At 32.4% G+C, this 25,626-nt stretch carries 13 protein-coding genes, 1 pseudogene and 1 CRISPR repeat array; of the genes and pseudogenes, 4 read left to right on the plus strand and 10 right to left on the minus strand.

Annotation, left to right across the window (positions count from 1 at the left end; all coding sequences use genetic code 11):
- Window positions 1-158: 158 nt before the first annotated feature.
- The 6 genes from PQO00_RS17600 to PQO00_RS17625 form a co-directional block, all read right to left on the minus strand.
- Entirely contained in the window at window positions 159-317 is a 159-nt protein-coding gene (locus PQO00_RS17600) for a hypothetical protein (RefSeq protein WP_274186169.1), read from the minus strand.
- On the minus strand, window positions 307-3,036 hold the full coding sequence (locus tag PQO00_RS17605; RefSeq protein ID WP_274186170.1) for a pitrilysin family protein: 2,730 nt from the start codon (window positions 3,034-3,036) through the stop codon (window positions 307-309). Before PQO00_RS17605 ends, PQO00_RS17600 begins: the two co-directional genes overlap by 11 nt.
- Window positions 3,037-3,073: 37 nt before the next feature.
- Window positions 3,074-4,468 carry a RagB/SusD family nutrient uptake outer membrane protein gene (locus PQO00_RS17610; RefSeq protein ID WP_274186171.1) on the minus strand — a complete coding sequence of 465 codons (1,395 nt, stop codon included), beginning with the start codon at window positions 4,466-4,468 and terminating at the stop codon, window positions 3,074-3,076.
- A gap of 11 nt (window positions 4,469-4,479) precedes the next feature.
- The gene (locus tag PQO00_RS17615) at window positions 4,480-8,067 is read right to left on the minus strand and encodes a SusC/RagA family TonB-linked outer membrane protein (RefSeq protein WP_274186172.1); all 3,588 of its coding nucleotides are present in this window, start codon (window positions 8,065-8,067) and stop codon (window positions 4,480-4,482) included.
- Between the two features lie 169 nt (window positions 8,068-8,236).
- On the minus strand, window positions 8,237-9,406 hold the full coding sequence (locus PQO00_RS17620; protein ID WP_274186173.1) for a FecR family protein: 1,170 nt from the start codon (window positions 9,404-9,406) through the stop codon (window positions 8,237-8,239).
- An 84-nt stretch (window positions 9,407-9,490) separates the two neighbouring features.
- A complete protein-coding gene (locus PQO00_RS17625; RefSeq protein ID WP_274186174.1) occupies window positions 9,491-10,075 on the minus strand; it encodes an RNA polymerase sigma-70 factor in 585 nt (194 codons plus the stop codon).
- A gap of 270 nt (window positions 10,076-10,345) precedes the next feature.
- Here PQO00_RS17625 and PQO00_RS17630 point away from each other — a divergent pair, with 270 nt between their 5' ends.
- The 4 genes from PQO00_RS17630 to PQO00_RS17645 all read left to right on the plus strand — a co-directional run bounded on the left by PQO00_RS17630 (window position 10,346) and on the right by PQO00_RS17645 (window position 16,469).
- Window positions 10,346-11,266 carry an ABC transporter ATP-binding protein gene (locus PQO00_RS17630; protein ID WP_274186175.1) on the plus strand — a complete coding sequence of 307 codons (921 nt, stop codon included), beginning with the start codon at window positions 10,346-10,348 and terminating at the stop codon, window positions 11,264-11,266.
- Window positions 11,267-11,420: 154 nt separating this feature from the next.
- A complete protein-coding gene (locus PQO00_RS17635; RefSeq protein ID WP_274186176.1) occupies window positions 11,421-13,754 on the plus strand; it encodes a Gldg family protein in 2,334 nt (777 codons plus the stop codon).
- A gap of 56 nt (window positions 13,755-13,810) precedes the next feature.
- Window positions 13,811-15,142, plus strand: coding sequence for a hypothetical protein (locus tag PQO00_RS17640; RefSeq protein WP_274186177.1), 1,332 nt, complete (start codon window positions 13,811-13,813; stop codon window positions 15,140-15,142).
- Between the two features lies 1 nt (window position 15,143).
- Window positions 15,144-16,469, plus strand: coding sequence for a hypothetical protein (locus tag PQO00_RS17645; protein WP_274186178.1), 1,326 nt, complete (start codon window positions 15,144-15,146; stop codon window positions 16,467-16,469).
- Between the two features lie 297 nt (window positions 16,470-16,766).
- Here PQO00_RS17645 and PQO00_RS17650 read toward each other — a convergent pair.
- From PQO00_RS17650 to cas9, 4 genes and pseudogenes are all read right to left on the minus strand, one after another.
- Window positions 16,767-16,979 (minus strand): annotated as a pseudogene (locus tag PQO00_RS17650) (hypothetical protein); the annotation flags it as partial.
- 928 nt (window positions 16,980-17,907) lie between these two features.
- Window positions 17,908-19,089: direct repeats of the CRISPR family, unit length 46 nt; unit sequence GTTGTGAATTGCTTTCAGTTCCTTAATTTTATGGATAATTCACAGG.
- Window positions 19,090-19,198: 109 nt separating this feature from the next.
- On the minus strand, window positions 19,199-19,543 hold the full coding sequence (cas2, locus tag PQO00_RS17655; RefSeq protein WP_274186179.1) for a CRISPR-associated endonuclease Cas2: 345 nt from the start codon (window positions 19,541-19,543) through the stop codon (window positions 19,199-19,201).
- Window positions 19,544-19,558: 15 nt separating this feature from the next.
- Entirely contained in the window at window positions 19,559-20,479 is a 921-nt protein-coding gene (gene cas1, locus PQO00_RS17660; protein ID WP_274186180.1) for a type II CRISPR-associated endonuclease Cas1, read from the minus strand.
- A 4-nt stretch (window positions 20,480-20,483) separates the two neighbouring features.
- Window positions 20,484-25,085 carry a type II CRISPR RNA-guided endonuclease Cas9 gene (gene cas9 / locus PQO00_RS17665; RefSeq protein ID WP_274186181.1) on the minus strand — a complete coding sequence of 1,534 codons (4,602 nt, stop codon included), beginning with the start codon at window positions 25,083-25,085 and terminating at the stop codon, window positions 20,484-20,486.
- Window positions 25,086-25,626: the final 541 nt, after the last annotated feature.

Genomic DNA, 25,626 nt, shown 5'->3' on the forward strand with positions numbered 1-25,626 from the left:
CGCTTATATGATGATATGATGAGGTTATCTTAGCTGCTTTACGCTGTTTGTAAATCCTCTGGACTTCTATACCCAGTTCATCTGCTAACTCTATTATGTTATCTTACTGGTAACTTAACCAATATACAATTTCATATTCTTAAAGAATAGAGTAAAACTTACTCTGGTTTAGGCTTAAAAATTATTTCATAAGACCTATTGTCTTCTAATAAAGTTTTTGCCATTTTTTGTACATCGTTCAATGTTATGTTATTTATAATATTTTCAAAGTTTTCCGGGCTATCCATATTAAAGCCCTCAAGTTCCTTATTCATCATAGCGTTCATATAAAAAACCATTACTGTTTTTAGACACCTCTCTGTCTTTTAACATAGACTGTAAAACTTTATCTAAATCTTCTGCCTTTATATTTCCATTTTTAATTTTATCAATTTCAGCATAAACAATATCAATTAATTGTTCTACCATTTCAGGATTTGAATCAAATTTTACAGATATCCCTGCTTTGGATATAGGCTTTTTTACAGACCAAGCTGAAGATCTTGCAACGTAAGTACCTCCAGATTCTTCCCGTAATGATTCTGTACATCTCAACTGTAAAATTTTTCCAAGAACACTTATAACATGCTCTTCTTTTATTGTGAATGACATATCCTTTTCTATTGAAATGTTTACACTACTTTTTGGATTTTCCATTGACAAATAAATATCTCTATCTATTCTATCACTTACCCAATTAGAAGCAAGCGGTTTCCATACTTCTTTCTCTTTAATTGTGGGAATACTTGCCACATATTTTTCAAGTAAAGGTTTTAACATTTCACCTGTAATATCTCCAGCAATAAAAACTTTAAAATCTGCTACATTCTTGAATCTTTCTGTATAGATCTTTTTCATTTTATCAGCACTAATGGTCGCTATTAACTCTTTCGACAATAATTGGTTTAATGGATTATTTTTCCCATAAATAGCCACCATTAGACTATCACTAATTATCCCTTGAAGCGTTTGACTGGCATAAGCTTTTTGATTTTCTAGATTTTGTTTAATATGAAATAACATCGCCTCATCAAACCTTGGTTTAGTAAATGTTAGATTAAAAAGTTGTAATAATGTTTCAATATCATTAGCACTACTTCTACCCATAATACTTTCTTCAATTTCACCTATATTGGTATTTAAGCTTACTTGCTTACCTGTTAGTTGTTTTTGCAATTCTATTTGAGAAAAATTACCAAGTCCAGACATTTGCGCAAACATTGGCACCAATGAAGCATTAAAATATTCATCCTCTTTAAGTAAAGATTTGCCTCCATCACTAACCGCTGATAGATAAACTATATTTTTTTGTTTGTTAATAAATCTATGATTTACTTCTACTCCATTACTCAATTTATAAGTTGTATAATCTAATTCCGTATTTTCTTTTTCATTATCTATTTTACCAAGAACAAGCGTTGTAGCATCCAATAATACGCCCTCTACTACTTGCTCTTCATAAGGCTGTAATGTATTATCACTTTCTATTTTACTTATAATTGTTGCTGCAGCATCTTTTGACAGGTTGTCCTCACCTTCTACACCAACAACCACAACACTTCTATTTATATCTGTATATAGCTCTTTTAATTTTTGAGTTAATTTTTCTGAATTTATTTCGTTAAAAATTGCCTTTGAAGCCTCAAACTCTGCATAAGGATCATTCATAGGTTCCCCATTCAAATAGTTGTCCAGAATCTGGCTTTGAATATAGCTATGCGGCCTATCATTTAAACGTTCTAAATTGTTCTTATAGTCGCTTGTATATTTAGTAATCATTCTTTCAACTTCAGAATTTTTAAAACCAAATTTTAAAGCTCTATTCAATTCTGTCATAGCTACCGTAAAAGCTTCATGCTGTTTATTAGGTTTCGGTGAAATTTGTATGCTGAATGAATTGTGTAATCTAGCTAACGAACCATAACTTATTCCCATCCTTAAGAAATCGCTTTCTGGATCTTGACCTAATTCTTGCAGACGTAAATTTATAATGTCTGTAATGAATTTGTTGCACCAAAACGCTTCAAGTCTTTGAGAAGCAGTAGCATTAACATCCTTATCATGTCGAATTGAAAACATAATATTAGATGTAGCAACTTCCTTATCCATGGCCATTACATAATCCAAATCAGTATTGTTTGGTATTTTAATAAAATCGCGCTTTATGGGATTTTTGACCATTGGTATTGAAGAAAATTTTTCTTTGACCCTAACCTCCATTTCTTCAACATCTATATCACCAATAACTACTATAGCCTGTAAATCTGAACGATACCAATTTTTATAAAACTTCCTTAATGCATCATACTCAAAATTTTCAATAATATCCATTTTACCAATTGGTGAGCGTTTGGCATATTTGGATTTACCATAGTAAACATCTTGAGTTTTTTCAGCAATCCTTGACCTACCACTTTGTGTGGTTCTCCATTCTTCTTTTACAACACCTCGTTCAGCGTCTATTTCTTCACCTGTCAATAATAACGCATCTGCCCAGTCGTGAAGAATCTGCAACCCATCTTCTATTAACTCTGGTGTGGTTGAAAGATTATTAACATTATAAACAGTTTCATCGTAACTTGTATATGCATTAATATCCCTTCCAAAAACCAATCCATTTTCTTCCATTTTATTCATAAAAGATTTACCAGGAAATGTTTCTGTTCCGTTAAAGGCCAAATGTTCTAAAAAATGGGCAAAGCCTTGTTCCTCATCAGTTTCTACTGTAGACCCTACATTTTGTATAATGTAATAACTTGCTTTATCTTTCAATACTTTGGTACTATGTAGATAGTATGTTAACCCATTTGGCAACACCCCTTTTTTTATAGTTTTATCTGCTGGTATATCAGAAATCGCAACTGTAGTATTTTTAGATTCATTTTCTACCTTTGGCCTTTCTACCGTATTGTTTTCTCGAGTCGATTTACAATTAAAAAATAGAAAATAGATTACTACAACAGGTAAAACCTGTAGGGCTTTGATTTTTATATTCATAATATTTTACTTAAATAATAATTTTGGGAGTGCTTGCCTAACGTGGGCTTTGTTCTATCTCTGGATTTTGTTGAATTAATTTTCTGGCAATAGGGACAATCCATCTGTTACTATTTGCCTCTAATGTATAAGTTGTGCCGTCTATTACTTTAACAACATCAATATCCGCTTCATCAAAAGTATTGTATCGTTTTAAATCAAACAACCTTAAACCAGTCCCTGCTAATTCCCTAAAACGTTCTTCTTTAACTAATGTTAAAGCACTGGTTCTATCTGCAAACTCAATCGTTGGTGTGTAATCTGTAGTAGATATTCTGTTTTCTCTTATAGTATTTAAATCGTCATTTACTAAAGATAAATCTCCAACACGGGCGTTACATTCGGCCCTAATGAGATACATTTCAGGTACTGTTGGACTAAGAGTCGATTTAGTTCTATTTCTATCAAAAGCGTATTCATTGCTAAAAAAATCGAGTATAAATTTGTGACTTAATCTTAAATCAGATGGTTCGTATGCTGCTATCAAGTCATTGCTTGCAAATAATGTAATACTAAACGGAGAGCGTGCTGGTCGCTCTTTTATCATCAACACCTCCTCATTATCAAAATTATCAGGCAGAAAAAATATATCATTATAATTATATAATGCATCATACAACTGCAAACTGTTATCCGCTGCCTCTAAAGCCCCATCATAATCTCCCATAGCTAAGTTAACTTTAGCTAAAACGGCGTAGGCACTTGCCATAGATGGTCTTATTCTAATAAAAGTTTGCGGTGCATCTGGAAGAGCTCCCGATGCTATTGCTTCATTTATATCTTGTAAAATTAATGTATAAACCCCCTGTACGCTAGAACGCTCAAGACTTCCTGAAGGTTCTTTAGTAAGCCTTATAGGAACCCCTAAATCGTTGGAAGCAGTAGTAGGATTGTATTGTTTTGAATACAGGTTTATTAAACTAAAATAGGCTAGTGCCCTATGAACTTTGGCTTCTGACCTCAATGTATTTCTTAAACCATCATCACCTATTATTTCTGGATTATCCATGGCCTCTAATACAGTATTAGCTACCAATATTTGATTATATAATACTCCCCAATCACTATCATCTTCTAATGGATTACAGAAATCCGTTTCCCATGTTATTGCATTTCTATAACGGGTTTCTCCGCTAAATGAAATATAATTAGCCAACTGTCCATCCGGCACTTTAACTTCATCAGACATAAAAAAGTCAATTTCATACATTGGAGCCCTACCCTTAGAAAAACGTCCATCGACATTAGAGCGTTCATCCATTAATAATCTAAATTCTTCAACAGTTGAAGGAATCGTTTGGCGATATGGTGTTATATCTAGCAATTCATCTGTATTACAACTTGTTAATACAACAACCATAATACCTATTATAAATAATATATTTTTTTTCATTTTAATACGGTTTAAAAAGTTACTCTGAAATTAAGTGAATACAAAGCTCTATTTTTCGGAGCATAAGAATTGTTTCCAAAATAGGGATCGATTCCTTCTTCATTTGCTGTCCAAATCACTCCAAGATTTTGTGCATTAACTCCAATTAAGAAACTATTAAAAAAAGTTTTGTTTAATACTTCGGGAGAAAATTCATAGTTTAAACTAACATTATTAAGACGAATGTTATCTGCTTTTTCAACTAGTATATTACTAAAATTGTAATATGTAGCATAATAGCTTCCAAATCCGCCTACATTACTATATGCAGGTACATCCGTAAAATTTTCATCTCCTGGTTCTAACCAACGATTTTCAAAATCTGGGTGTGGTGCCCTACCGTTAAGTGAAGAAAAAGAGCCATAGTCAACAGAAGATTTTCTAAAAACATGCCCAAATTCGTATGACAATAATGCTGTTAAAGAAAAGTTCTTGTAGCGGAACGTATTTTTAAAACTTCCATAATATTTGGGATCCCTTTGCCCTGAATATTGTAAATCTTCCACATCACTAATCTCTATATTATGAGGCACTATATTGTTTTCTGAATCATAAACTTGTGGAGCACCTACATCGCTCAATCCTGCCCAACGATAAGAGTATATACCTGATAATGGGTCCCCTTCTCTAAGATCTCCAAAAATACGCCTAATAACATCGTCGGGACCATCGTATCTTTTTACAATGTTTTTATTATGACTAAACTGCAATGACGTTTGCCATTGGAAATTATCATTGGCTATTACATTGTAGTTCAACATAGCATCAAAGCCTCTGTTTAGTACTGCTCCAAAGTTTCTTGTTTGGCTAGTATATCCATAAGTAGGATTAATAGGGGCAGTAGTCAACAAATCATCAGTAAATTTCTCATACCATTCAAATGAACCTGATAATCGATATTTAAATAGAGAAAAATCCAATCCTAAATTTGTAGTCGTAGTTTCTTCCCAACGTAATTCTTCGTTTTCCAGATTACTGATAGTAGCATAGGGATTAGACGTATTGAAATCTTGAGCTATAAAAAACGTTAAAAACGGGTTTACACCTTTATTTATACGCCCTCCTGTTCCCCGGGTTACTCTTAAATCTAACTGGTTAAGAAAATCACTTTTAATAAATTCTTCGTTAGCTATTTGCCACTTAGCCCCTAAAGACCATAGTGCTTTATTCCTATACTTTTTAGAGGATCCAAACAAATTAGAATCATCTAAACGCCAGCTACCGGTTAATACATATTTATTTTTATAAGTGTAACTCCCATTAGTATAGTAAGACAAGAATCTATCTTTAAATTTATCAATATTATCTCCAAAATAACCTAATCGGGTTTCATACCCATAATAGTGCAAATAGTTGTTGGTAACATCAACAGGAAAGCTTGTTAACAGTTCTTTATTATAGCCATATAGACGAGCATACGTATTAAGTTCTGCATTGCTTTCCCTATAATCCAACCCTGCTAATGCTGTTATGTAATGATCTTGATTTTTGCCAATAAAACCAGCATAATTTAATTGCGATCTAGCCCCACTAGAGGTTTGCGTTGACCTGTACCTATCAAGAAAACTGCCTTGTGGTATACCAAATCCATCATACTGTTGACTAACATCTAATATGGATGGAGTAAAAAAATCATTGTCATGGTCAACAAAAATTCCCGAATCGATATAAGCAGATCTAACAAAGTATGAATACTCATTTAAAAGATTTTCATTTTCATTCTGGCCATACTGATAGTTATAACTAATATTTAGCTTTAACCCTTTTAAAACATCTATAGCTATTTGCGCATTAATGTCAAGATTAGTTGCTTTAGATTGGTCATCCTTAAGATCAAATTCCTGCTTTACATTGTAATTTAAATCATAAGGAAAATATCCCGTGGCTTCGTATTCTGCAATTGTAGTTGGATGTATAAACGGCATATTTACATAACTACCATCATTGTTAAGAATTTTTTGATATGCCGCTAAACCTACAACATCACCAAGAACACCATTATTTAAAGTTTTTTCTTGTGAATAGTTAATTCTACTGGAAAATGTAACCCCTTTTAATATCTTAGATGAAACATTGATATTCCCCATCATCCGCTTTGTTTCCTCTCCAATTTTATTAGTTTTTTCGTTATCATAGTTAAAAGATGCATAATATGAGTATTCATCTTTTGCGTGGTCTATGGAGAAAGTGGCACGTTGTTTAATATAGGTACGGAGAAACAAATCATTAAATTCATCCATTGGATTATTTTGTCTCAATTCGCTAAAAATGGCATCTGCCTCTGCTTGGGTAATAATTCCATTTGCTAAATCAAAATAAGTTTGTTTTCCGATTGAATTAGCAGATGCTTGGAAAAATTGAGATGGCATACTAACATATCCATTTTCTGCATTTATTCTATCTGCTTCCAAAGCTGCATCAATTGAGTAGATATTACTATACTCTGGTTTTTGTTGCATAGAAAGTGACGTTGTAAAATTAACATTTGGCTTGTCAGTTCTTTTACCTTTCTTTGTAGTTATAACAATAACCCCATTTGCAGCTTTTGCTCCCCAAATTGAAGAGGCGGCTGCATCTTTAAGTACTGTTATATCCTCAATATCTTCTGGATTTATTTTTTTTAAAATATTAAAAATACTATTACCTCCTAAAGAAGTTTCTCCTATAACTTCGTAACCATCTACAACAATCAATGGATTATCTCTATTTGACGGTTCGGTTTGGAGAGATGATCGACCTCTAACAATAACCGTTCCTCCTACTTGACGGTCATATCGCACACCTGGTATTTGATTCGCTATAATATCCAATACATTATCTGCTGTACGTTGTTCCGTAAGTTTTTTTAATTTTGGCGTTACATACGAGCCTGTAGCATGCCCTTCTAATACTTTTTCAAAACCAGTTGAATGAATTACAACCTCAGCCAATTGATTAGTATCGGGCAATAAGGTTACATTTATTTCTTTTTGCCCTGTATAAATGATTCTCTGTGTAACATACCCAATATATGAAAATATAATAGTATCTCCAATGTTAACTATACCAGTTAAATAATACGACCCATCGAAATTCGTATAAGTTCCCGATCTAATAAACCTTTCGCTTTTATCATCAGTCACAGCAATATTAACACCATATAGAACTTCACCATCCACTTCTTTAACAACTCCTCTCAATTCTGTTTGTTGGTCTTTATTTTTTGGTGTAATAATTATTGTGCTTTTTTTATACTTAAAGTTGAAATGTTTAGTAGATATAACTTTATTTAAAAGGTCTTCAGCAAGAATAACTCCTTTTTTAAGTTTTACTTTTTTGTAATTCTTAAACATTTCTGAGGGGTAAATAAATCTATAATCTGTTTGCTCTTTTATTAGACCAAACACTTCATCGACTGTAATTACCCTATCGGAATCTACCATTATTTCCTCATTTTGGGAAAAAACATTATCTGGGGTTAAACTAAACGAAGCGATACAAAAAAGAAATATAAATAATCTCATAATAGTTAGTGCTACCCTTTCACCAAAAAAGAGAAATGGTTTATTAATTTTTTTCATAAATTTGAAGGTTTTAATTAGTTATACATATGGCTAGTTATTTACAAAAGGGGTGAAGATTCATACGGCTAAACATGTTTTCTTTTGCCCCTTATTTTTAAATCATTTGAAGTTTTATCTTTTCAATTTATTCTTGGCTTTTAGCTTTTCATTTTATTTTTAAAATGTATTATTTAAGTAATATGCTGGTCTTATGAATCTCATAAGAGTCAATATTTCCTGTCTCTTTTATAGCAGACAATATATCCTCTATGTTTTGCTCCTTACCTAACACACCGTTAAAAAGGGCCTCTTCTATGTCTTTATTGGCAAATTCAACTTCCATATTATACCATCTGGACATGACTTTCATTATCTCTTTGAGCGGTTTTTTCTCAAATGCAAAAACCCCATGTTTCCACGAAATTTCGTTATATACATTAACCGAATAAACTTTAATAGTGTCGTTGAATTTATTTATAACAGATTGCTGGGTAGGTTTTAGAACTTTATTTGAAATACCATTAACAACACTTACTTTTCCTTCAACAAGAGTAGTAAACACAAAGTCTTCGTCTAAATATGCTTTTATATTAAACTCTGTCCCGAGCACTTCAACATTTTGCATTTTATGTTTGACTTCAAATGAAGCTCCTTCATTTTCTGTACTTGATGTAACCTCAAAAAATGCTTCTCCATATACAAGTTCTACTTTTCTGATTTTCCCTGGAATAAAACTCACAGGGTACTTAAGTTGGGATTCAGAATTTAACCAAACTCGCGTTCTGTCAGACAGGGTCAATAAATATTGCCCTCCTCTTGGAATCGTAATATAGTTATACACTTCTTCCTTAAAAGTATTGGAGGCCTGATTATAAACAATCTCCTCGCCATTGCTTTCCAAATTATCCGTTATGTAATCTTTCCCTTTTTCTAAAACAATTTCTTTTCCATTTTCTATGGTCAGTATTGCTCTATTAGTTCCAGTCTGAATTTTATTATCAACAATAATCACCTCTCTGTTAACATCATCATTGGGAGATTTAACCTCATTATTGAAGACATATCCAAAGGTTATTAGTAGAGCAACAGAAGCAGCAATAGCGTATTTAAAAATACGCTTATTGTAAAAAGGAATTATTTTTTGGGGAGATTTTGATGGATACTTTTCTAAGCGAGATTGAATCTTTTTATAAATCCTTTCTTTAACCATGGTTTTATCCCCAAATTCTTGGGGCCAAGACTTAATGTTTTGGTTGATTAAAAAAAACCACAATAAAGAGTCTATTTCTTTATTATTTATGGAACCCTTAAAGAGTTTGCTTAATAATTTTTTGAAATTTTGTCTATTTAAATCCATTTTTAATACTATCGTATATTGAAAAGACGTAAAAACGGATTAGCACACGTGCTTTGTTTAAAAATAATTTAACTTTTTTTTAACCTACCCTTTATTTTGAATTAAAAAAAGTATGAACTCTGCACTTAAAGTTAATCCCATAGAGGTTCTTATTAACTTTAAAGCTTTGGAAATATGCCATTCAACCGTTCTTTGGGAAATTCCTAATTGTTCCGAAATTTCCTTATTGCTCAAGTGTTCATTTCTACTTAATGTAAACACGTCTTTGCTTTTTGGTGGCAATTGATCTATAATAGATTCTATATAATCAATTAATTCTTTATGGATCAATTTAGCCTCAGGGGTAAAGGATTCTATTTTTTTATTAAAATCATCAAATAGTTCATCCTTTATCATTTTTTTATTCTTTCTAAAATGATCATAAACTTTAAAAACAGTACTGGTATATAAATAGCTTCTAATAGATTTATTTATAATTATATTTTTTCTTTTTTCCCAAAGACCAACAAAAACATCTTGCACTATATCTTCACTTAACGCATTATTTTTAGTTAAATTAAATGCAGCTAAATACATAGTTTCCCAGTATTTCCGATATATTAAAGAAACTGCTTTTATGTCATCGCGCTGCAGCATTTGCATTAACTCTTCATCTAATATTTCTATCATCTTCGGCATATTCTAGTGTTTCTTTTATACATCAATACTTATTTGTATTGAGGCAAATGTAATAAAATGAGCCTATCTTAAATTAAAGATTATTCATAATTTTTCTTAATAAACAAGATATTTAATATGGTTTCGCACAAATATTTAAACGAAAAAGCACGTGTGGATAGAATAATTATCGTCTTATAATCATAAATGTTACTTAAAAAGCAAATAAAATTTATTTAAAGGTTAAGAAGGCAAAATAATTAAAAAAATAATTAATTACTTATGAACGACGTAATAGTTAAAATCCAAAACCTGTCTCATCGCTATAATGTGCAATGGGCAGTTAAAGATCTCCATTTTGAAATCCCGTCCAAAGGCGTGTATGGTCTGCTAGGTTCAAACGGCGCAGGGAAATCCACCACGATGAACATTATGAGTGGTGTTTTAAAACAAACCCACGGTAGTGTTTATATTAATGGAATAGATCTGGCAAAAAAACCCATAGAAGCAAAAAAGCATATAGGTTTTTTGCCTCAACACCCCCCTTTATATTTAGACACAACCATTGAAGAATACCTTACTAATTGTGCCTATCTCCGCAGAATAGATGACAAAAATGTAAAAGAAGCCGTTGAAAAGGTTATGGAAAAATGCGCCATTCTTCACTTTAGAAAACGTTTAATAGGCAATCTTTCAGGAGGTTATAAACAACGTGTTGGTATTGCTCAAGCCATAATTCACAACCCAAAATTTGTTGTTTTAGATGAACCTACAAACGGACTGGATCCCAATCAAATAATAGAAATACGAAAATTAGTAAAAGAAATCGCTGAAGACAGAGCCGTTTTGTTTTCAACGCATATGCTAACCGAAGTACATGCAGTTTGTGATTATATTTTTATGATTGAACAAGGTAAATTGGTTTTTTCTGGTAAGACAGAAGAATTTGACAATTATTTGGCGCCAAACTCTGTTTTTGTTCGCTTGCTGGATATGCCTTCAATTGATGATTTAATGAAAATAGAAGGGGTTGAAAATGTTGAGGAATTAGGGCCCACTGAATATCGTCTTAAATTCTCCAATGTAAATGGCGCTATTGAACGTGTTGTTCAAGCAAGTGTAAAAAACAACTGGAGATTAGATGAAATTTTTACAGAGAAAAGTTCATTAAACGAGGTATTCTCCGCGCTTTCAAAAAATTAAAAAATCACAAACTTATAATATGAAGTGAGCATAAACTTTTTGAGCATACCTTACCGATATGATTAAAATAAGTTTATGCAAAAACGAAGTGGTTACAGATGTTTATAAATTTTGTAATTACTTGTTTTTTAAAAAATCATAAAATTTTAAACCGATGAAAATAATATTAAAAATAGCCAGAATGGAACTTCAAAAAATGTTCTATTCTCCAATTGCATGGTTAATTCTCATTGTATTTTCTATTCAAGCAGGAATACAAGTCATGTTAATGATTAAGCATTTTGTTATGGGAACAGAATTAGGATATGGATTCCAGTCTTTAACTCCTGCAATATACACAGCCTCTAATGGTGTTTTTAACCAAATGCAACAATATTTATATTTATACATTCCTTTGTTGACCATGGGGTTATTTAGTAAAGAGTTTAGCTCAGGGTCAATTAAACTGTTATATTCTTCTCCCATTACAAACACACAAATCGTATTGGGGAAATTCTTTTCCATGATGTTTTTTGGTTTAGCAATGGTATTTATCCTTTTCAACGTAGCCTTGTTAGGTAATTTTACTATTAAGGATTTTGATTTTTCTTTAGCTATAACAGCAATTTTCGGCCTGTATCTTCTTATCTGCGCTTATTCTGCCATTGGACTATTTATGTCGTCGTTAACAGCTTATCAGATTGTAGCAGCTATTGGTACTTTTGCAACCCTTTTTGTGCTAAAACAAGTCGGAGGTATGTGGCAGGATATTGAATTTGTACGTGATATTACCTATTGGTTGTCAATTCAAGGAAGATCAAACACCTTAATTAATGGCTTGATTTCCAGCGAAGATGTATTATATTTTATTTTAATATCCTTACTTTTTATTGCTTTTACTATATTTAGATTAAAGGGAATTCGAGAGAAAAGTGCTAAATATGTTTCTTTTTTGAGATACACAGGGGCTTTTATTATTACTGCTTTAATTGGATATGTAAGCACGATACCATCTTTAATGGTATATCACGATTCAACACGTACAAATACAAATACGTTAACAGAAAATAGCCAGAAAATTATATCCAAACTGGAAGGCAAAATTTCTATTACAACATACGCAAACGCGTTTGATCAGAATTTTTTCTTTGCCATGCCTAAATCACAAAAGTCCTATATGGATATATTTAAACAATATAAGCGATTTTATCCAAACATGGATCACGAGTTCAAATACTATTATGCGCTTCCTGTTGAAAAGCATATTTTAAAGAGCCATAACGAAAGATATAAAGGCTTAACAGAAATTCAAGCTTTAGAAAAGCTATGCGAAATTCAAGAAATAAATATTGAACGGTTTAGATCAAGCAATGATTATTCGAACGAAATTAATTTTCAGGATGAATTAAATCGTGTCGTAAACAAAATCACTACTGAATCTGGAAAGACGACGAATGTGCGACTTTTTAATGATTTTAAAGTAGTTCCTACCGAATCTGAAATATCAGCAGCATTTAAGGTCTTGGTCGAAAAATCATCTCCCATAGTTGGCTTTGTTAATGGTCATGAAGAAAGAGATGTAGATGATTTTGGATCCCGTGGCTATAATACATTAGCAAAAGAAAAACCTTTTAGACAAGCTTTAATAAATAATGGCTTTGATTTTAAAGAATGTAATCTATCACTACCCGTAGATAAGGATATAAATATTTTGGTGATCGCAGACTCAAAAACAATGTATTCTGAAGAGGAATTAAAAAACCTGAACAATTATATCGACCGAGGCGGCAATATGGTTATAGCATGTGATCTAAATAGACAAAATGTTATGAACCCACTTGTTCAAAGATTTGGAGTAAGTTTTATGGATGGTCAGATTGCAGAACATAATAAAGGCTACACCATGGATTTGATAACTGCCGTTTCTACAGATAAAGGTTCTAAACTTGCATACCATTTTGAAGATTTAAAGGGAGAAAAAGTAATTACTATGCCTGGTGCTGTAGCCATTTCCTACGAAAAAATGGATGGTATTAATTATACGCCATTATTTGTTTCAGATGGTGCAACTAATATTAAAGAAATTGATTCTATTGGTTCGTGGAATGAATTAAAAACCACAGATTTTATAGATGACATTGCAAAGTATGACCCCGAAGAAGGTGATAAATTAGGTTCGCTCACAACAGCTTTAGCACTTACTCGTAAAATAGGAACGAAAGAGCAACGAATTATGATTCTTGGGGATGCAGACTGTTTAAGTAATGGGGAAATTTCAACCAATAGAAGAGAAATTAGAGCCGAAAATTTTAAAATGGCTTCTGGTATATTTTTCTGGTTATCTGATAATAAACTGCCCATAGATGTACGTCGTCCTATTCCACCAGATGACAAAATGGAAATCGGTAAAAAGGATTTGGATTACTTAAGTCCTTTATATAAAATCATCTTTCCGTCTCTATTTGGATTAGCATTTTTGGTATTGTGGTTAAGAAGAAAGGGAAGATAAAAGCTTGTGTAATACAAGGAAAAGTTCTCCCCATATTTATTTAATTTTAAGATAAGATGGCTTTTAAAATAGATCAACAAACAATTGATGACCTAAAGATAATAACGAATGGTAAAGGGAATGATGTATATAGCCTTTTCAACAGAACCAAAACACGTGGAGGCGCAAAAATTCTCAAGGATATGTTTTTATATCCATGTTCGCATGCAGATGAAATTACAAACCGTGTAAATACCATTAAGTTCTTTAAGGAAGAAAATATATCATTCCCTATTGATAATGCTATTTTTGATATTATAGAATTCTATTTAAGCAATACGGATGAACGTACAAGACTTTCCTTGCACGAAGATAATATCAAGCGTAAGTTAAATCAGGTTATAGGTTCAGATACAGAGTACCAACAAATAAACAAAGGTGTTTCAGACACACTTCAATTTCTAATAGATTTAAACAAATTTATTTCAGTAATTGATGGAAAAACGCTTCAAGGTGATTTCAAAAAAGATATCGACTCAATTAAAAAGCTACTTGAATCGCCATCATTATTCCTTATAAAGGAGATGCACAAAGTTGGTAAACTTTCTTATACCAAAACTGTAGAATACGATCAATTATTACGCTTTACGGTAAGGAAAGATATTTTAAAATTACTTCATCATATATACAAAATAGATGTATTTATTGCGGTAGCGCAAGTATCAAAAGAGTTAAACTTCTCATTTGCTGAAATAAATGAAAATGAAGTCAATATAATAGATATCCAAGGTGCATACCACCCCTTAGTGCCAAATGCAGTACCAAATAATATTACCATTACCGAAGAGAACAGTATGGTTTTCTTAACAGGCGCTAATATGGCTGGGAAATCTACTTTCATGAAAACCTTTAGCATAGCCATTTATTTAGCACACATGGGGTTTCCCCTTCCGGTTAAGAAAATGTTGTTCAGTATTCAAAATGGCATGTTTACAACTATAAATTTAGCTGATAATCTCAATATGGGATTTAGCCATTTTTACGCTGAAGTATCCCGTGTTAAAAAAGTAGCCGAGGAAGTTAACAAAAATGAACGATTAATTATTGTATTTGATGAATTGTTTAGAGGTACCAACGTAAAGGATGCCCATGAAGCAACCGTAGCTGTAATAGATGCTTTTGCCAATAAGGTTAAATGCACTTTTATTATCTCTACCCATATTATTGAAGCTGGCGAGGATTTAAAAAAATTAAAGGATAATATTAGGTTTTTGTATCTACCAACGGTCATGGAAGGTAAAAAGCCGCACTACACCTATACCATAAAAGAGGGTATTACAAATGATCGTCATGGGATGCTCATTATTGAAAATGAAAAGATTTTAGATATTTTAAAAGCTAGTAATTAACATGAAATTCACTACAGATAAACAAACATTAAATGATTTAAATATTTTAGGACGCTATAAAAGCAATTCTATATTTAGTTTATTTAACCATACTGTAACAGCTGGTGGAAGCAGACTTTTGGAAAACATATTTCAACAACCTTTTACCAATCCTGAATCTATTAATGAACGCAGTGATATTTTTTCGTTTTTTGAAAAACTAAATATAGACTTACCTTTTAATACAAAAGAATTTGAAATTACGGAAAATTATCTTCGTAATCCAGAATCTAAAAATAGACTTGTAGCAGGTATTAATATTTCAAAAAGTAAGTTGTTAAATTTTATTGCTAATGACGAAGAGTATATTTTATTAAGAAATGGTTTAGAGATGACTATTAATGTTTTCTCTAAATTAAAACCACTAATGCAATCTGTTTTAAAGGCATCTATAGACACCCCATATTACAAAAAAGCTAAAAAAATAACAGATCTATTAAATAACAATCGTTTTGATTCTGTCTGGGAATATGCACAAAATCAGTCATTAGGTTACAAACAAGTTTTAAGGTTTGATTACATCTTTAGAGGTCAATTTTACGATGACATTGAAGACTTGTTCAAAGAATTATATGCTATAGATGTTTACATTACAGTTTCCAATGTGTCAAGGGAACGAAAATTTTCTTATGCAAAAGCTGTAGAAAAAAAAGGCATGTTTATTGATTTAAAGGGCATGTACCATCCCTGTATTCCAGGAGCAATTGCAAATGATATTCTTATTAGTAAAGATAAGCATGTATTTTTCTTAACAGGAGCTAATATGGCTGGAAAATCAACCCTAATGAAATCTTTTGGAATTGCAGTATATCTGGCACACATGGGGTTTCCAGTTGCTGCAAGTAACATGACATTTTCAATACATGAAGGTATTTATACATCAATTAACGTTCCTGATAATTTAGATAAAGGTTATAGCCATTTTTATGCTGAAGTTTTACGAGTAAAACATGTGGCTGAAGAAGTAGCATCCAACAAGCAATTAGTTGTCATTTTTGATGAACTATTTAAAGGAACCAATGTAAAAGATGCTTCCGATGGAACCATTGCAATTGTAGATGCCTTTTCAAAAAGAAATGGATCGTATATTATTTCAACGCACATTATGGAAGCTGGAGAAGCGCTTAAAAAAGAAAACAATAGTATTTTCTTTAAATATTTACCAACCATAGTAAAAGGCAAGGTTCCTACTTACACATATACTTTAACCGATGGCATAACAGATGATAGACAAGGTATGATGATTATTGAAAACGAGAAGATTTTGGATATCATTAATGGTAATTAAATTATTACTACTTCAAAAATAGGGCTTTTACTTCCCTATAAATTTGCTCAAAATTTAACTCTAAATCTTTGTTATTGTAAATTTTATCCAATCTAGGGGTAAGTATTTGTCAATTTGGTTGGCACTCTTTACGTTTTATGATTGTGAACCAAATTAATCATATTAATTCAATTTTTACGACAGAATAAAAACTATATAACTTTGAAAATCATTATTTAATTCCTCTAATATCTTAAGGGATTTAAAAATATTCATCGACATCAACAATACTATTTTAAAAAAAATTAAAATGACTTATTGCTTATCGTCACAACAATTTTTCTTTGTTATAGAACACCCTTCTGTAGATGGTTTCTCCATTACCATTCCGCAACCTTTGGCTTTATGAAAAATAGCCGTTTCTACTAAAGTATTTCCACAATAATGTATATCAATAGTAAATGACATTGTAGAAAATAAAACCACGAAAGCCATTACTAAAGATATTATGTTATGGAAAACTTTTTTCATACGTACTGTGAAGTTACTAAAATTTAACAAATGTTGATTTTGTTTAACAGAGGTTTATTTTTGAAATAATATGAATTATTTTGTAAATATGATCAAAGATTCCTTTTCAGTTCCTTAATTTTATGGATAATTCACAGGTAAATTTTGTTCTAGTTAAACCGTGCAGTGTTGTGAATTGCTTTCAGTTCCTTAATTTTATGGATAATTCACAGGAGTAAAGGGTGAATTTCGTTACCAGACCAAGTTGTGAATTGCTTTCAGTTCCTTAATTTTATGGATAATTCACAGGCCACACCCAGTACACATAACAGGGCTACTAGTTGTGAATTGCTTTCAGTTCCTTAATTTTATGGATAATTCACAGGGAAGTAGAATACAATGCGATGGAAGATATAGTTGTGAATTGCTTTCAGTTCCTTAATTTTATGGATAATTCACAGGTTTAGAGCCAGAATACCGAATGGCGATGTTAGTTGTGAATTGCTTTCAGTTCCTTAATTTTATGGATAATTCACAGGATTAAAGTCGTACCTTCGTCTTGTTAATCAGTTGTGAATTGCTTTCAGTTCCTTAATTTTATGGATAATTCACAGGAAACTCGTCTAATAGATTACTGAGTTTTCTGTTGTGAATTGCTTTCAGTTCCTTAATTTTATGGATAATTCACAGGTTTTGTTTTGTTGTTTTAAATGCCAACGCTGTTGTGAATTGCTTTCAGTTCCTTAATTTTATGGATAATTCACAGGAATTTTGTTGGTTTTACCGTTGGTGTAGATGTTGTGAATTGCTTTCAGTTCCTTAATTTTATGGATAATTCACAGGCCGCTCCATCATTATGATGTGCTATATAGAGTTGTGAATTGCTTTCAGTTCCTTAATTTTATGGATAATTCACAGGCTATTTTTGACGTGGCTAGTGCCTATGTCAGTTGTGAATTGCTTTCAGTTCCTTAATTTTATGGATAATTCACAGGACTTCCAAAAAAGACCTTAATCCGTCAAAGGTTGTGAATTGCTTTCAGTTCCTTAATTTTATGGATAATTCACAGGAAAGACCAACATAGAGTAAAGGTTATGATGTTGTGAATTGCTTTCAGTTCCTTAATTTTATGGATAATTCACAGGGAAACAACAAAAGTTTCAGAAGATAAATTTGTTGTGAATTGCTTTCAGTTCCTTAATTTTATGGATAATTCACAGGTATTTAAATGAATACAATCTTATTCATTCCGTTGTGAATTGCTTTCAGTTCCTTAATTTTATGGATAATTCACAGGAGTTACTTTTGCAGATAGTTCTGGATTGGAGTTGTGAATTGCTTTCAGTTCCTTAATTTTATGGATAATTCACAGGCACCCCCATAAAGCCTAATCATGGTTAAATGTTGTGAATTGCTTTCAGTTCCTTAATTTTATGGATAATTCACAGGACCAACGAACACGGCATTGAGGTAACGCCTGTTGTGAATTGCTTTCAGTTCCTTAATTTTATGGATAATTCACAGGGTCTCCAGCTGGGAGCTGCTGAGGATCCTGTTGTGAATTGCTTTCAGTTCCTTAATTTTATGGATAATTCACAGGGTTGGAAATCATTTCCCGCATCCAATCCTTGTTGTGAATTGCTTTCAGTTCCTTAATTTTATGGATAATTCACAGGTATTTTCCATCCCCTTTGAAGCTGAATTTGTTGTGAATTGCTTTCAGTTCCTTAATTTTATGGATAATTCACAGGGGGAAGGCTGAAATCCATTGCGGTACGTAGTTGTGAATTGCTTTCAGTTCCTTAATTTTATGGATAATTCACAGGTCGACCCAAAGAAAGGTAGATGCTGCCTCCAGTTGTGAATTGCTTTCAGTTCCTTAATTTTATGGATAATTCACAGGTTACTTACAAGACCACTAAACGTACCAAATGTTGTGAATTGCTTTCAGTTCCTTAATTTTATGGATAATTCACAGGCATAACTTTGCATTCCTTGTAATTCTATTGTTGTGAATTGCTTTCAGTTCCTTAATTTTATGGATAATTCACAGGAAAATAAAGCAAAAGGACAAGAAGAAAACAGTTGTGAATTGCTTTCAGTTCCTTAATTTTATGGATAATTCACAGGATACTTGCTGTAAAAGGCTGGTATCCTGTTTTTTACAAACACACTTAGAATAATTCATTTTATTAGAACAATTAGGGTTTTTACTAAGTCCAACCCGACATTTTGATTTCTAAAACAATTCCAATTGTTGTGAAGGTGGCTCCAAAGCAGTTTCTTTTTGACCGTGAAAAAGCTCCATCATGCCAAACTGTTTATCGGTTATTTGCATGATACAGACTTTTCCTTTTTTTGGCAAGGCTTTTTTGGTACGTTTTATATGCACTGATGCATTTTCCCTACTGGGGCAAAAACGGGTATAAATACTAAATTGGAACATACCAAATCCATCATCCAATAGGTTTTTCCTAAACCGGGTAGCTGCTTTGCGTTCGGTGGCGGTTTCGGTAGGAAGGTCAAAAAACACGAGTACCCACATACATCTATATTGATTTAATCGTGTAAGATAAGATTCCATGTTTACAAGCCATTTTTAAGTGATGAAGGTTTGTAAGGATGATTGAAAATCCGGATACAAAATTTTTCTACGAGAGCCTTCAAAACATTCATAAAGGCTGGCCGTAGTTCTGCTCATAGCATTCATTAATGGGCTTTGTTTTCCATCAATTACAACATCCATGGCAGGAATCATTAATAAATCTGATTTAATATTTGTATTGAGTTCCTCAATATAGCAACCGCTCTCTACTATATCATATACAATAGCATCTACAAATGGGCGGTAGGGCTCCATAATATCATCGGCTAAACAAAAGGCATTGTATTTGTTATGGTGAAAAATCCCAACCGAAGGCAGCAGCCCACTACTCACCAAGGCTCTTGCTGTAACGGCGCGTAAAATGGCATATCCGTAATTGAGTAAGTTATTAGGAGGAATGCCTTTTTGGTTACGACTAAATCCTTCTAAATCAAACAAATTTTGAAAATAAAAAGCTGCTGCCAATGCCTCTTGATTGCCAAGGTCTCCGCTTTTAACAGCTTTGGCATAACGTTTTAACCGTAAGGCGTTTTTTTCCCTTGATAAAAAGTGGTTGGCTTGATTGTCTATTTTTGCCATGACTGTTTGTTGCCACAGGTTCTTTTTTAATGGTATACTGGCATTGAGCTGATAGCGCATCCTCTCCGATTGTTCCGTATGCCCCACCAAAGGCTGTAACAAAGAACAGGGTAAATGTTGTTTGTCGCAAGTTATTACAGCAGTTTTATTCTGAATCAATTTCATAAGCAAACCATTACTGACCGTTATTTGAGGGTGTTCTAAAACCACATACCCCAAATCTTCAATAGGAATCGTTTTTTCGTCTATATCTTCCTCTGGAAAATTGACCACTAATTGTTGATTTTTAGTGCTTAAATAGGCTGGATTACCGAAAAAGAGGGTGCGTTTTATCATACTACTATACTTTGGTGAGGTTTCCGAGTCTATCTACTTTTAGCTTGATGCATCTTTCTTTTATACTTACACCATCCAAACTGGCTGTTTTTGCATCAAAAGAACCTGTAGTTTTCTGTTTCTTCTCATCAAATTTCATATCAACTTCTTTTGGGCAGATGGATTTCGAAAAAGTATTGGGCGAGAAGTAAATTGTATAGCCTGAAAAGTCATTCACATTATAAATTCTTTGTAGTTGGCTTTTGTTTAAATTATTAAAATCAATTGAATTTATATTATCTAGCTCATCATCTGTTGGAACATAAACAAGATCTAAAGGCGAAAGTGTCAACCTATAATCTACTGAAACTTCTTTGCCTCTATTAATAGCTGTGTTAGAAATAGGAACTGAAGTTCTATTTTCCTTGGGATGATTTGCAGCATCTTTTTGATGAATAATTACCTTGTCTAAAGGTACTGTTTCATAATATTGCCCGTCTTTATTTTTATAAATGTTAAAATACAAATTAGGCGCCCCTTGAGCATATTTCTTTGAATTTATACCTTTATAACCTAGGGCAAATCGCCCACTTCCTTTTTCGAAAAGTCGCACTTTGTAAATAGGTTTGTGAGGTTTTCCATTATTAAATTGTTCAATATTTGAATTTAAATCTTCTAAGCCTTCTTGAGAAAATGCAAATTCGCTATTATAGACCTCTTTGCCTTTTTTATCAAACTCCTTAAACTTTTCTTGTGTTAAGTAATTAGTAAGTATTTTTTGAATACCTGTATCAGTGATTTTTTCAATCTTTTTGAGGTCAAAGGACTTATCAAGCGATTTCCTTGTGGCATAAGTATATTTGTCTTTTTCTCCTTTTACCCAAGGGAGCTCAACAATCCCAGAAATAGTTTCTTCGTGTAAGGGTTGTCTAACAGCCCAATTATCTCCTTTGGTTTGTTTGCGAAGTTTTTTAACGGGTTTGCCGCTTTTGTCTAGATTTAGGATACCATTTTCATCTTTGTAAGACCAAAATTTATTATTAGCTTTATTAATAACGCGTAAGTTTTGCTTAAAACTAATGACCATTTTTTCTAATTGGTTTTTAGCTTCTGTTGTAAATCCTTGCCACGGCATTTGAAATGCTTTGGTATAATCACCTTGTTCATTTTTAATCAATAATTTATCTCTCAAACCGTAGTTTTTTCTCTCAGCATTTAAAGTACTTAAATAGTGCCCATGATTACGTGTACAACAAGCCACCACTAAAGCGTCTAAAGCGTGATGGCGATGGTCTATACGTTTTTTGCTAAAGCCTTTTAGCAATTCATCGGGTACTGTCGGGATGGTGTTACCATTAGTGCTTATTGTGGTAAAATCATTGGTTTGTGTTAATTGGTTTAAACGCTCAAATCGTGGTAAGATAATTTCGTTCCATTTATCATTTAATCCCCAATCGCTTTTTAGTTTTGAGGTTACAGAACCCGCTACAGGAATCAAATGTTTTGAAGTCGCTTCTTGCTCGTTCTCTTCACGCACAATATTACTCAACAAACCTTTAACCAATTTACTAATGTAGCGACTATCATTCATTTGCCTATTGATAAAACCTTCGGGAATATCTTCACTCAATAGGTTCCTCAGCTTTTGGTGATTGTTTTTAAAGTATTGGTTAACGTGGGCTTCGTATTCTGCAAGACCTAATAATTTATGACCATTGATAACGCTACCACTTTTTTCTTTTAAATATTCAAATGCCGTTTTATTGTCTTTATCTTCATTTACCGCACTTTCACAAATAATTTTATTACTTAGTGAGTTATCAAAATATCGGGATTGTGGAATAATATGTTCTATTTGATATTCGTGGGTAAATAATTTTGACAACGGAATGGGTTTGCCTGTATAAGGCGAAATATAACCTTGCTCTAACCACAAACGATAGCGCTGAATTTCTTTTGATGTTGGGCTATTACTACGTCTAATCTTAGTAATTTCATCTTCACTAACTTTTGAATAATCTACTTTTGGGTTTTGATAGACACCTTCTTCATAGATTTTTAATAAATCTTGTTGACTAGGTGAATAATCTCGTACATCACCCTCAATAGAAACATCGTTCATTAAGTCTTTTAAAACTTCTCTTATACGATGGTTGGTGTTTTCATTTTCAGTATTTCGTTTTGAAATTTGTTCTCGTTTTCCTGCTGGATTTTTCATTTCACGCCCTAATTCTACGTGAATTTCATTGAAAAAATTGGGTTTACTGTCGCCGTGATGTTTCCAAATATCTCGCACCACACGTAGTGTTTCGGTAACCACTTGCTCTACAATAGGATTGCGAAGTGAATGTTGCTTGAAATTTTCGAGATAAGTATCTATATCTTCTGGTGTTTTCCAATTTTGGATATCTCCAAACTCTGAGTGCCTACCATAAACCAAATAAGTAGCTTGATAGGTATTTAAGCCTATTAAGGGGTTTTTATCTTTAAGCGGAATAAAACTTTTTATGAGCTGCTTTTTTACATCATCATCACTAACATTTCCTAAAGCTTCGGCTAAATCTTTCTTATTGTAATCTTCTTTTAAGTTAAGTGAATTAACACGGGCCATGATATCCGTAACACGCTGTTTAACTTCTTCTAAAACATCTTTTTCATTCCAGAACTTACCTCTTCGCATTAAAGGCAATAATTTGTTTAAGGCTTTTTTGGAGTAGCTTCCAAAATCACTCTTGAAAGGAGGAAATTTGATAAAACTATCTACAAAAGATGTTTGGTCTAAATGATGTTTGTTTGCAAATTTTTCTAGTGCCGATTTATATTCGTTGATATCAGATACTGAGTAGATAATGTGCCACAATTGCTCAATTCTACTTACAAACGGACTATTCTCTTTTGTACCAAGTTGTGTTTTTTCATCCAAAAAAGCGTTGATATCATCAACACCTTCAACTTTGTTCAAGCGCGAAATAAATTGCGCTCTGGTTTCAGCAAATGGATATTTTTTATCCTCTACATAATTCCACCGGTAATGGTCTTTTTCTGACTTAGCGATTAATTTTTTATCTATAAAATACTTTATAAATTGACTTTGTTCTAGTTCTTTTTTGCTTTGTAGAAAGTCGAATAAATCAACCCAGCTATCTTCGTTTGTTAATAATTGCTTAGTAACATCGGTAAGTTCGCCTTTATCCGTATCAACTTTATTATAGATTTTTAAATTTCGCAGCCACTGCCAATTTCTAAACTCCTGAAATAATGGATGAGATTTAGAAATGGCTTTTACAGCTTGTTTAACTTCTTCTTTTTCACTCGAGCCTTTATTGATTTTGTAGTAAACGCGTTGTTCTAATTGGCAACCAGAAATATTAGATTTTTGACTTTTAAGCGGACGTTGATAAAAAATAATATCGTCCATTAATAAATAAAGAAAGTCACGGTTTTTTATTGCATTTTGGTGTGCTTCATTTCTCGGGTATAATTCCTCAATACAAGCTTCGTATAACTCGGCAGAAAAAAGTTGGGGTTGAAGTTCAATTTGTTTGGCTAATATTTTTTTTAATTCCTCTTTGTAGAATTTGCGTTCGATGGTTTTTATAAGTTCTCCTCTTATTTTCTGAACTGGATTTTTAAGCAAAGTTTCATAAATGAATGAACCAACAGTACCTTCAAATTCATTACTCAACTTAAAAGCTTTAATATGGCCATCTAAATCCTGTTCAGTTTTTGCTTTAATAGCAGCCCAATCTTTTTCGGAATCAACGGCTCTAAAGCTTCTTTTTACATTTCCCTCTTTATCTAACTTTAAAGAGCCATTTTTGTCAAGTTGAGTAGTAACTATAAACTCTTTTTGTCTTCCTACCCAAGCATCTAAAGGTTCTTTGCTCTGTCTTCGATAAATCCAACCATTTTCTAAGACAACATTATACCAAACTCCCTTTGCACTTTTATCTTCCGTTGACTCTACTTTGTCTACTTTAAGATTAAAATATTCTTCTTGTTTTGTATCATCACCATCTAGTTCTTCACCACGTAACTGATAATATCCACGCTTTTGATTAAAATTTAAAATAATCCAAGCCAACTCCTGCTTGGTCAATGGTTGTGAAAGGGCTTTTTTTCTTAGATAATAGAGTGTCCAATCATACGTAATCTTCGTTTCTTTTCCGTTGGACTTCACATAAAACAACTCGGGTTGAGTCTCTTTGAATTCCGCAAGCATTTCATTAAATGATGATTGAAAAATAAACTCATATTTCCCATCTGCATTGGGTTTATAGTTTAGTTTTACTTCTTTACCATCTTTAAATTGACCCAAACGTTTTTCAAAATCGATGTTGTCGGCATAATGTTGAGGTAAAAAATCAAGTATATGCAATACACGATGTAAACGCTCTCTACGTAAATTATCTCGTTGATATAAGCGTCTTGTTCCTCGATAACCGGTTCTTTCGGCCGTTTGAGAATGTGATTGCCCTGCATCAAATTTCCCCAAAATATCTGCGCTCATAGGAATGATTCGAACACCTAAATTGTTAATTTTGCCTTTCTTTTTTTCAAAATCATGCTCTATTAAACTCCACCCAATCGAGTTGGTACCTAAGTCTAACCCTAATATTTTTTTCATATATGTTTTATTTAACAATGAATTTAATTGGTCTGTTTTAATTTTTATTACGGAAAACCCCACTTGTTTTATTGTTCATTTTTAGTATATTTGAAACACTGAAAGCAATTCACAATAAGGATTATTCCGTTGTGAAAACATTTAAGGCGGGGCAACTCGTCTTTTTTTTAGCCTTAATTTTAAAGTTGAAAATTATAATAAACAACAACGGTTAATATTCTAATCAACACCATTCAAACAGATAACCTTCTAAAAAGGTTATATCGACCACTATGCAACATTAAAACCAAAGCTCCAGCAATAAAAATAGTATTTCTAGATTAGGTAAGAAAAAAAAAACTAGGTTAAATGTAATTACATACAAGTAATAAATATCGATCTTTTGTGTTTAACCAATAGCGCGTGCCTTTTACCGGATCAAGTCAAAAAGTTGTGGGATTTTAGAATTAAGCAAAAATATTAGTTAGTCTAAATAAGAAGAATTCTACATTTCTAACTCCTCTAAACTGTGCCCTAAAGGCTTTAATTTTGGCATTAAAGG

This window comes from Flavivirga sp. 57AJ16, from assembly GCF_028736925.1.
Lineage (GTDB): Bacteria > Bacteroidota > Bacteroidia > Flavobacteriales > Flavobacteriaceae > Flavivirga.

Bases quoted from the DNA above. Each gene is read 5' to 3' on its own strand.
- PQO00_RS17625 (WP_274186174.1), bottom strand. From the start codon at position 10,075: ATGATAGAAATATTAGATGAAGAGTTAATGCAAATGCTGCAGCGCGAT.
- PQO00_RS17605 (WP_274186170.1), bottom strand. From the start codon at position 3,036: ATGAATATAAAAATCAAAGCCCTACAGGTTTTACCTGTTGTAGTAATC.
- PQO00_RS17620 (WP_274186173.1), bottom strand. From the start codon at position 9,406: ATGGATTTAAATAGACAAAATTTCAAAAAATTATTAAGCAAACTCTTT.
- cas1 (WP_274186180.1), bottom strand. From the start codon at position 20,479: ATGATAAAACGCACCCTCTTTTTCGGTAATCCAGCCTATTTAAGCACT.
- PQO00_RS17630 (WP_274186175.1), top strand. From the start codon at position 10,346: ATGAACGACGTAATAGTTAAAATCCAAAACCTGTCTCATCGCTATAAT.
- cas9 (WP_274186181.1), bottom strand. From the start codon at position 25,085: ATGAAAAAAATATTAGGGTTAGACTTAGGTACCAACTCGATTGGGTGG.
- PQO00_RS17610 (WP_274186171.1), bottom strand. From the start codon at position 4,468: ATGAAAAAAAATATATTATTTATAATAGGTATTATGGTTGTTGTATTA.
- PQO00_RS17645 (WP_274186178.1), top strand. From the start codon at position 15,144: ATGAAATTCACTACAGATAAACAAACATTAAATGATTTAAATATTTTA.
- PQO00_RS17635 (WP_274186176.1), top strand. From the start codon at position 11,421: ATGAAAATAATATTAAAAATAGCCAGAATGGAACTTCAAAAAATGTTC.
- cas2 (WP_274186179.1), bottom strand. From the start codon at position 19,543: ATGGAATCTTATCTTACACGATTAAATCAATATAGATGTATGTGGGTA.
- PQO00_RS17640 (WP_274186177.1), top strand. From the start codon at position 13,811: ATGGCTTTTAAAATAGATCAACAAACAATTGATGACCTAAAGATAATA.
- PQO00_RS17615 (WP_274186172.1), bottom strand. From the start codon at position 8,067: ATGAAAAAAATTAATAAACCATTTCTCTTTTTTGGTGAAAGGGTAGCA.
- PQO00_RS17600 (WP_274186169.1), bottom strand. From the start codon at position 317: ATGATGAATAAGGAACTTGAGGGCTTTAATATGGATAGCCCGGAAAAC.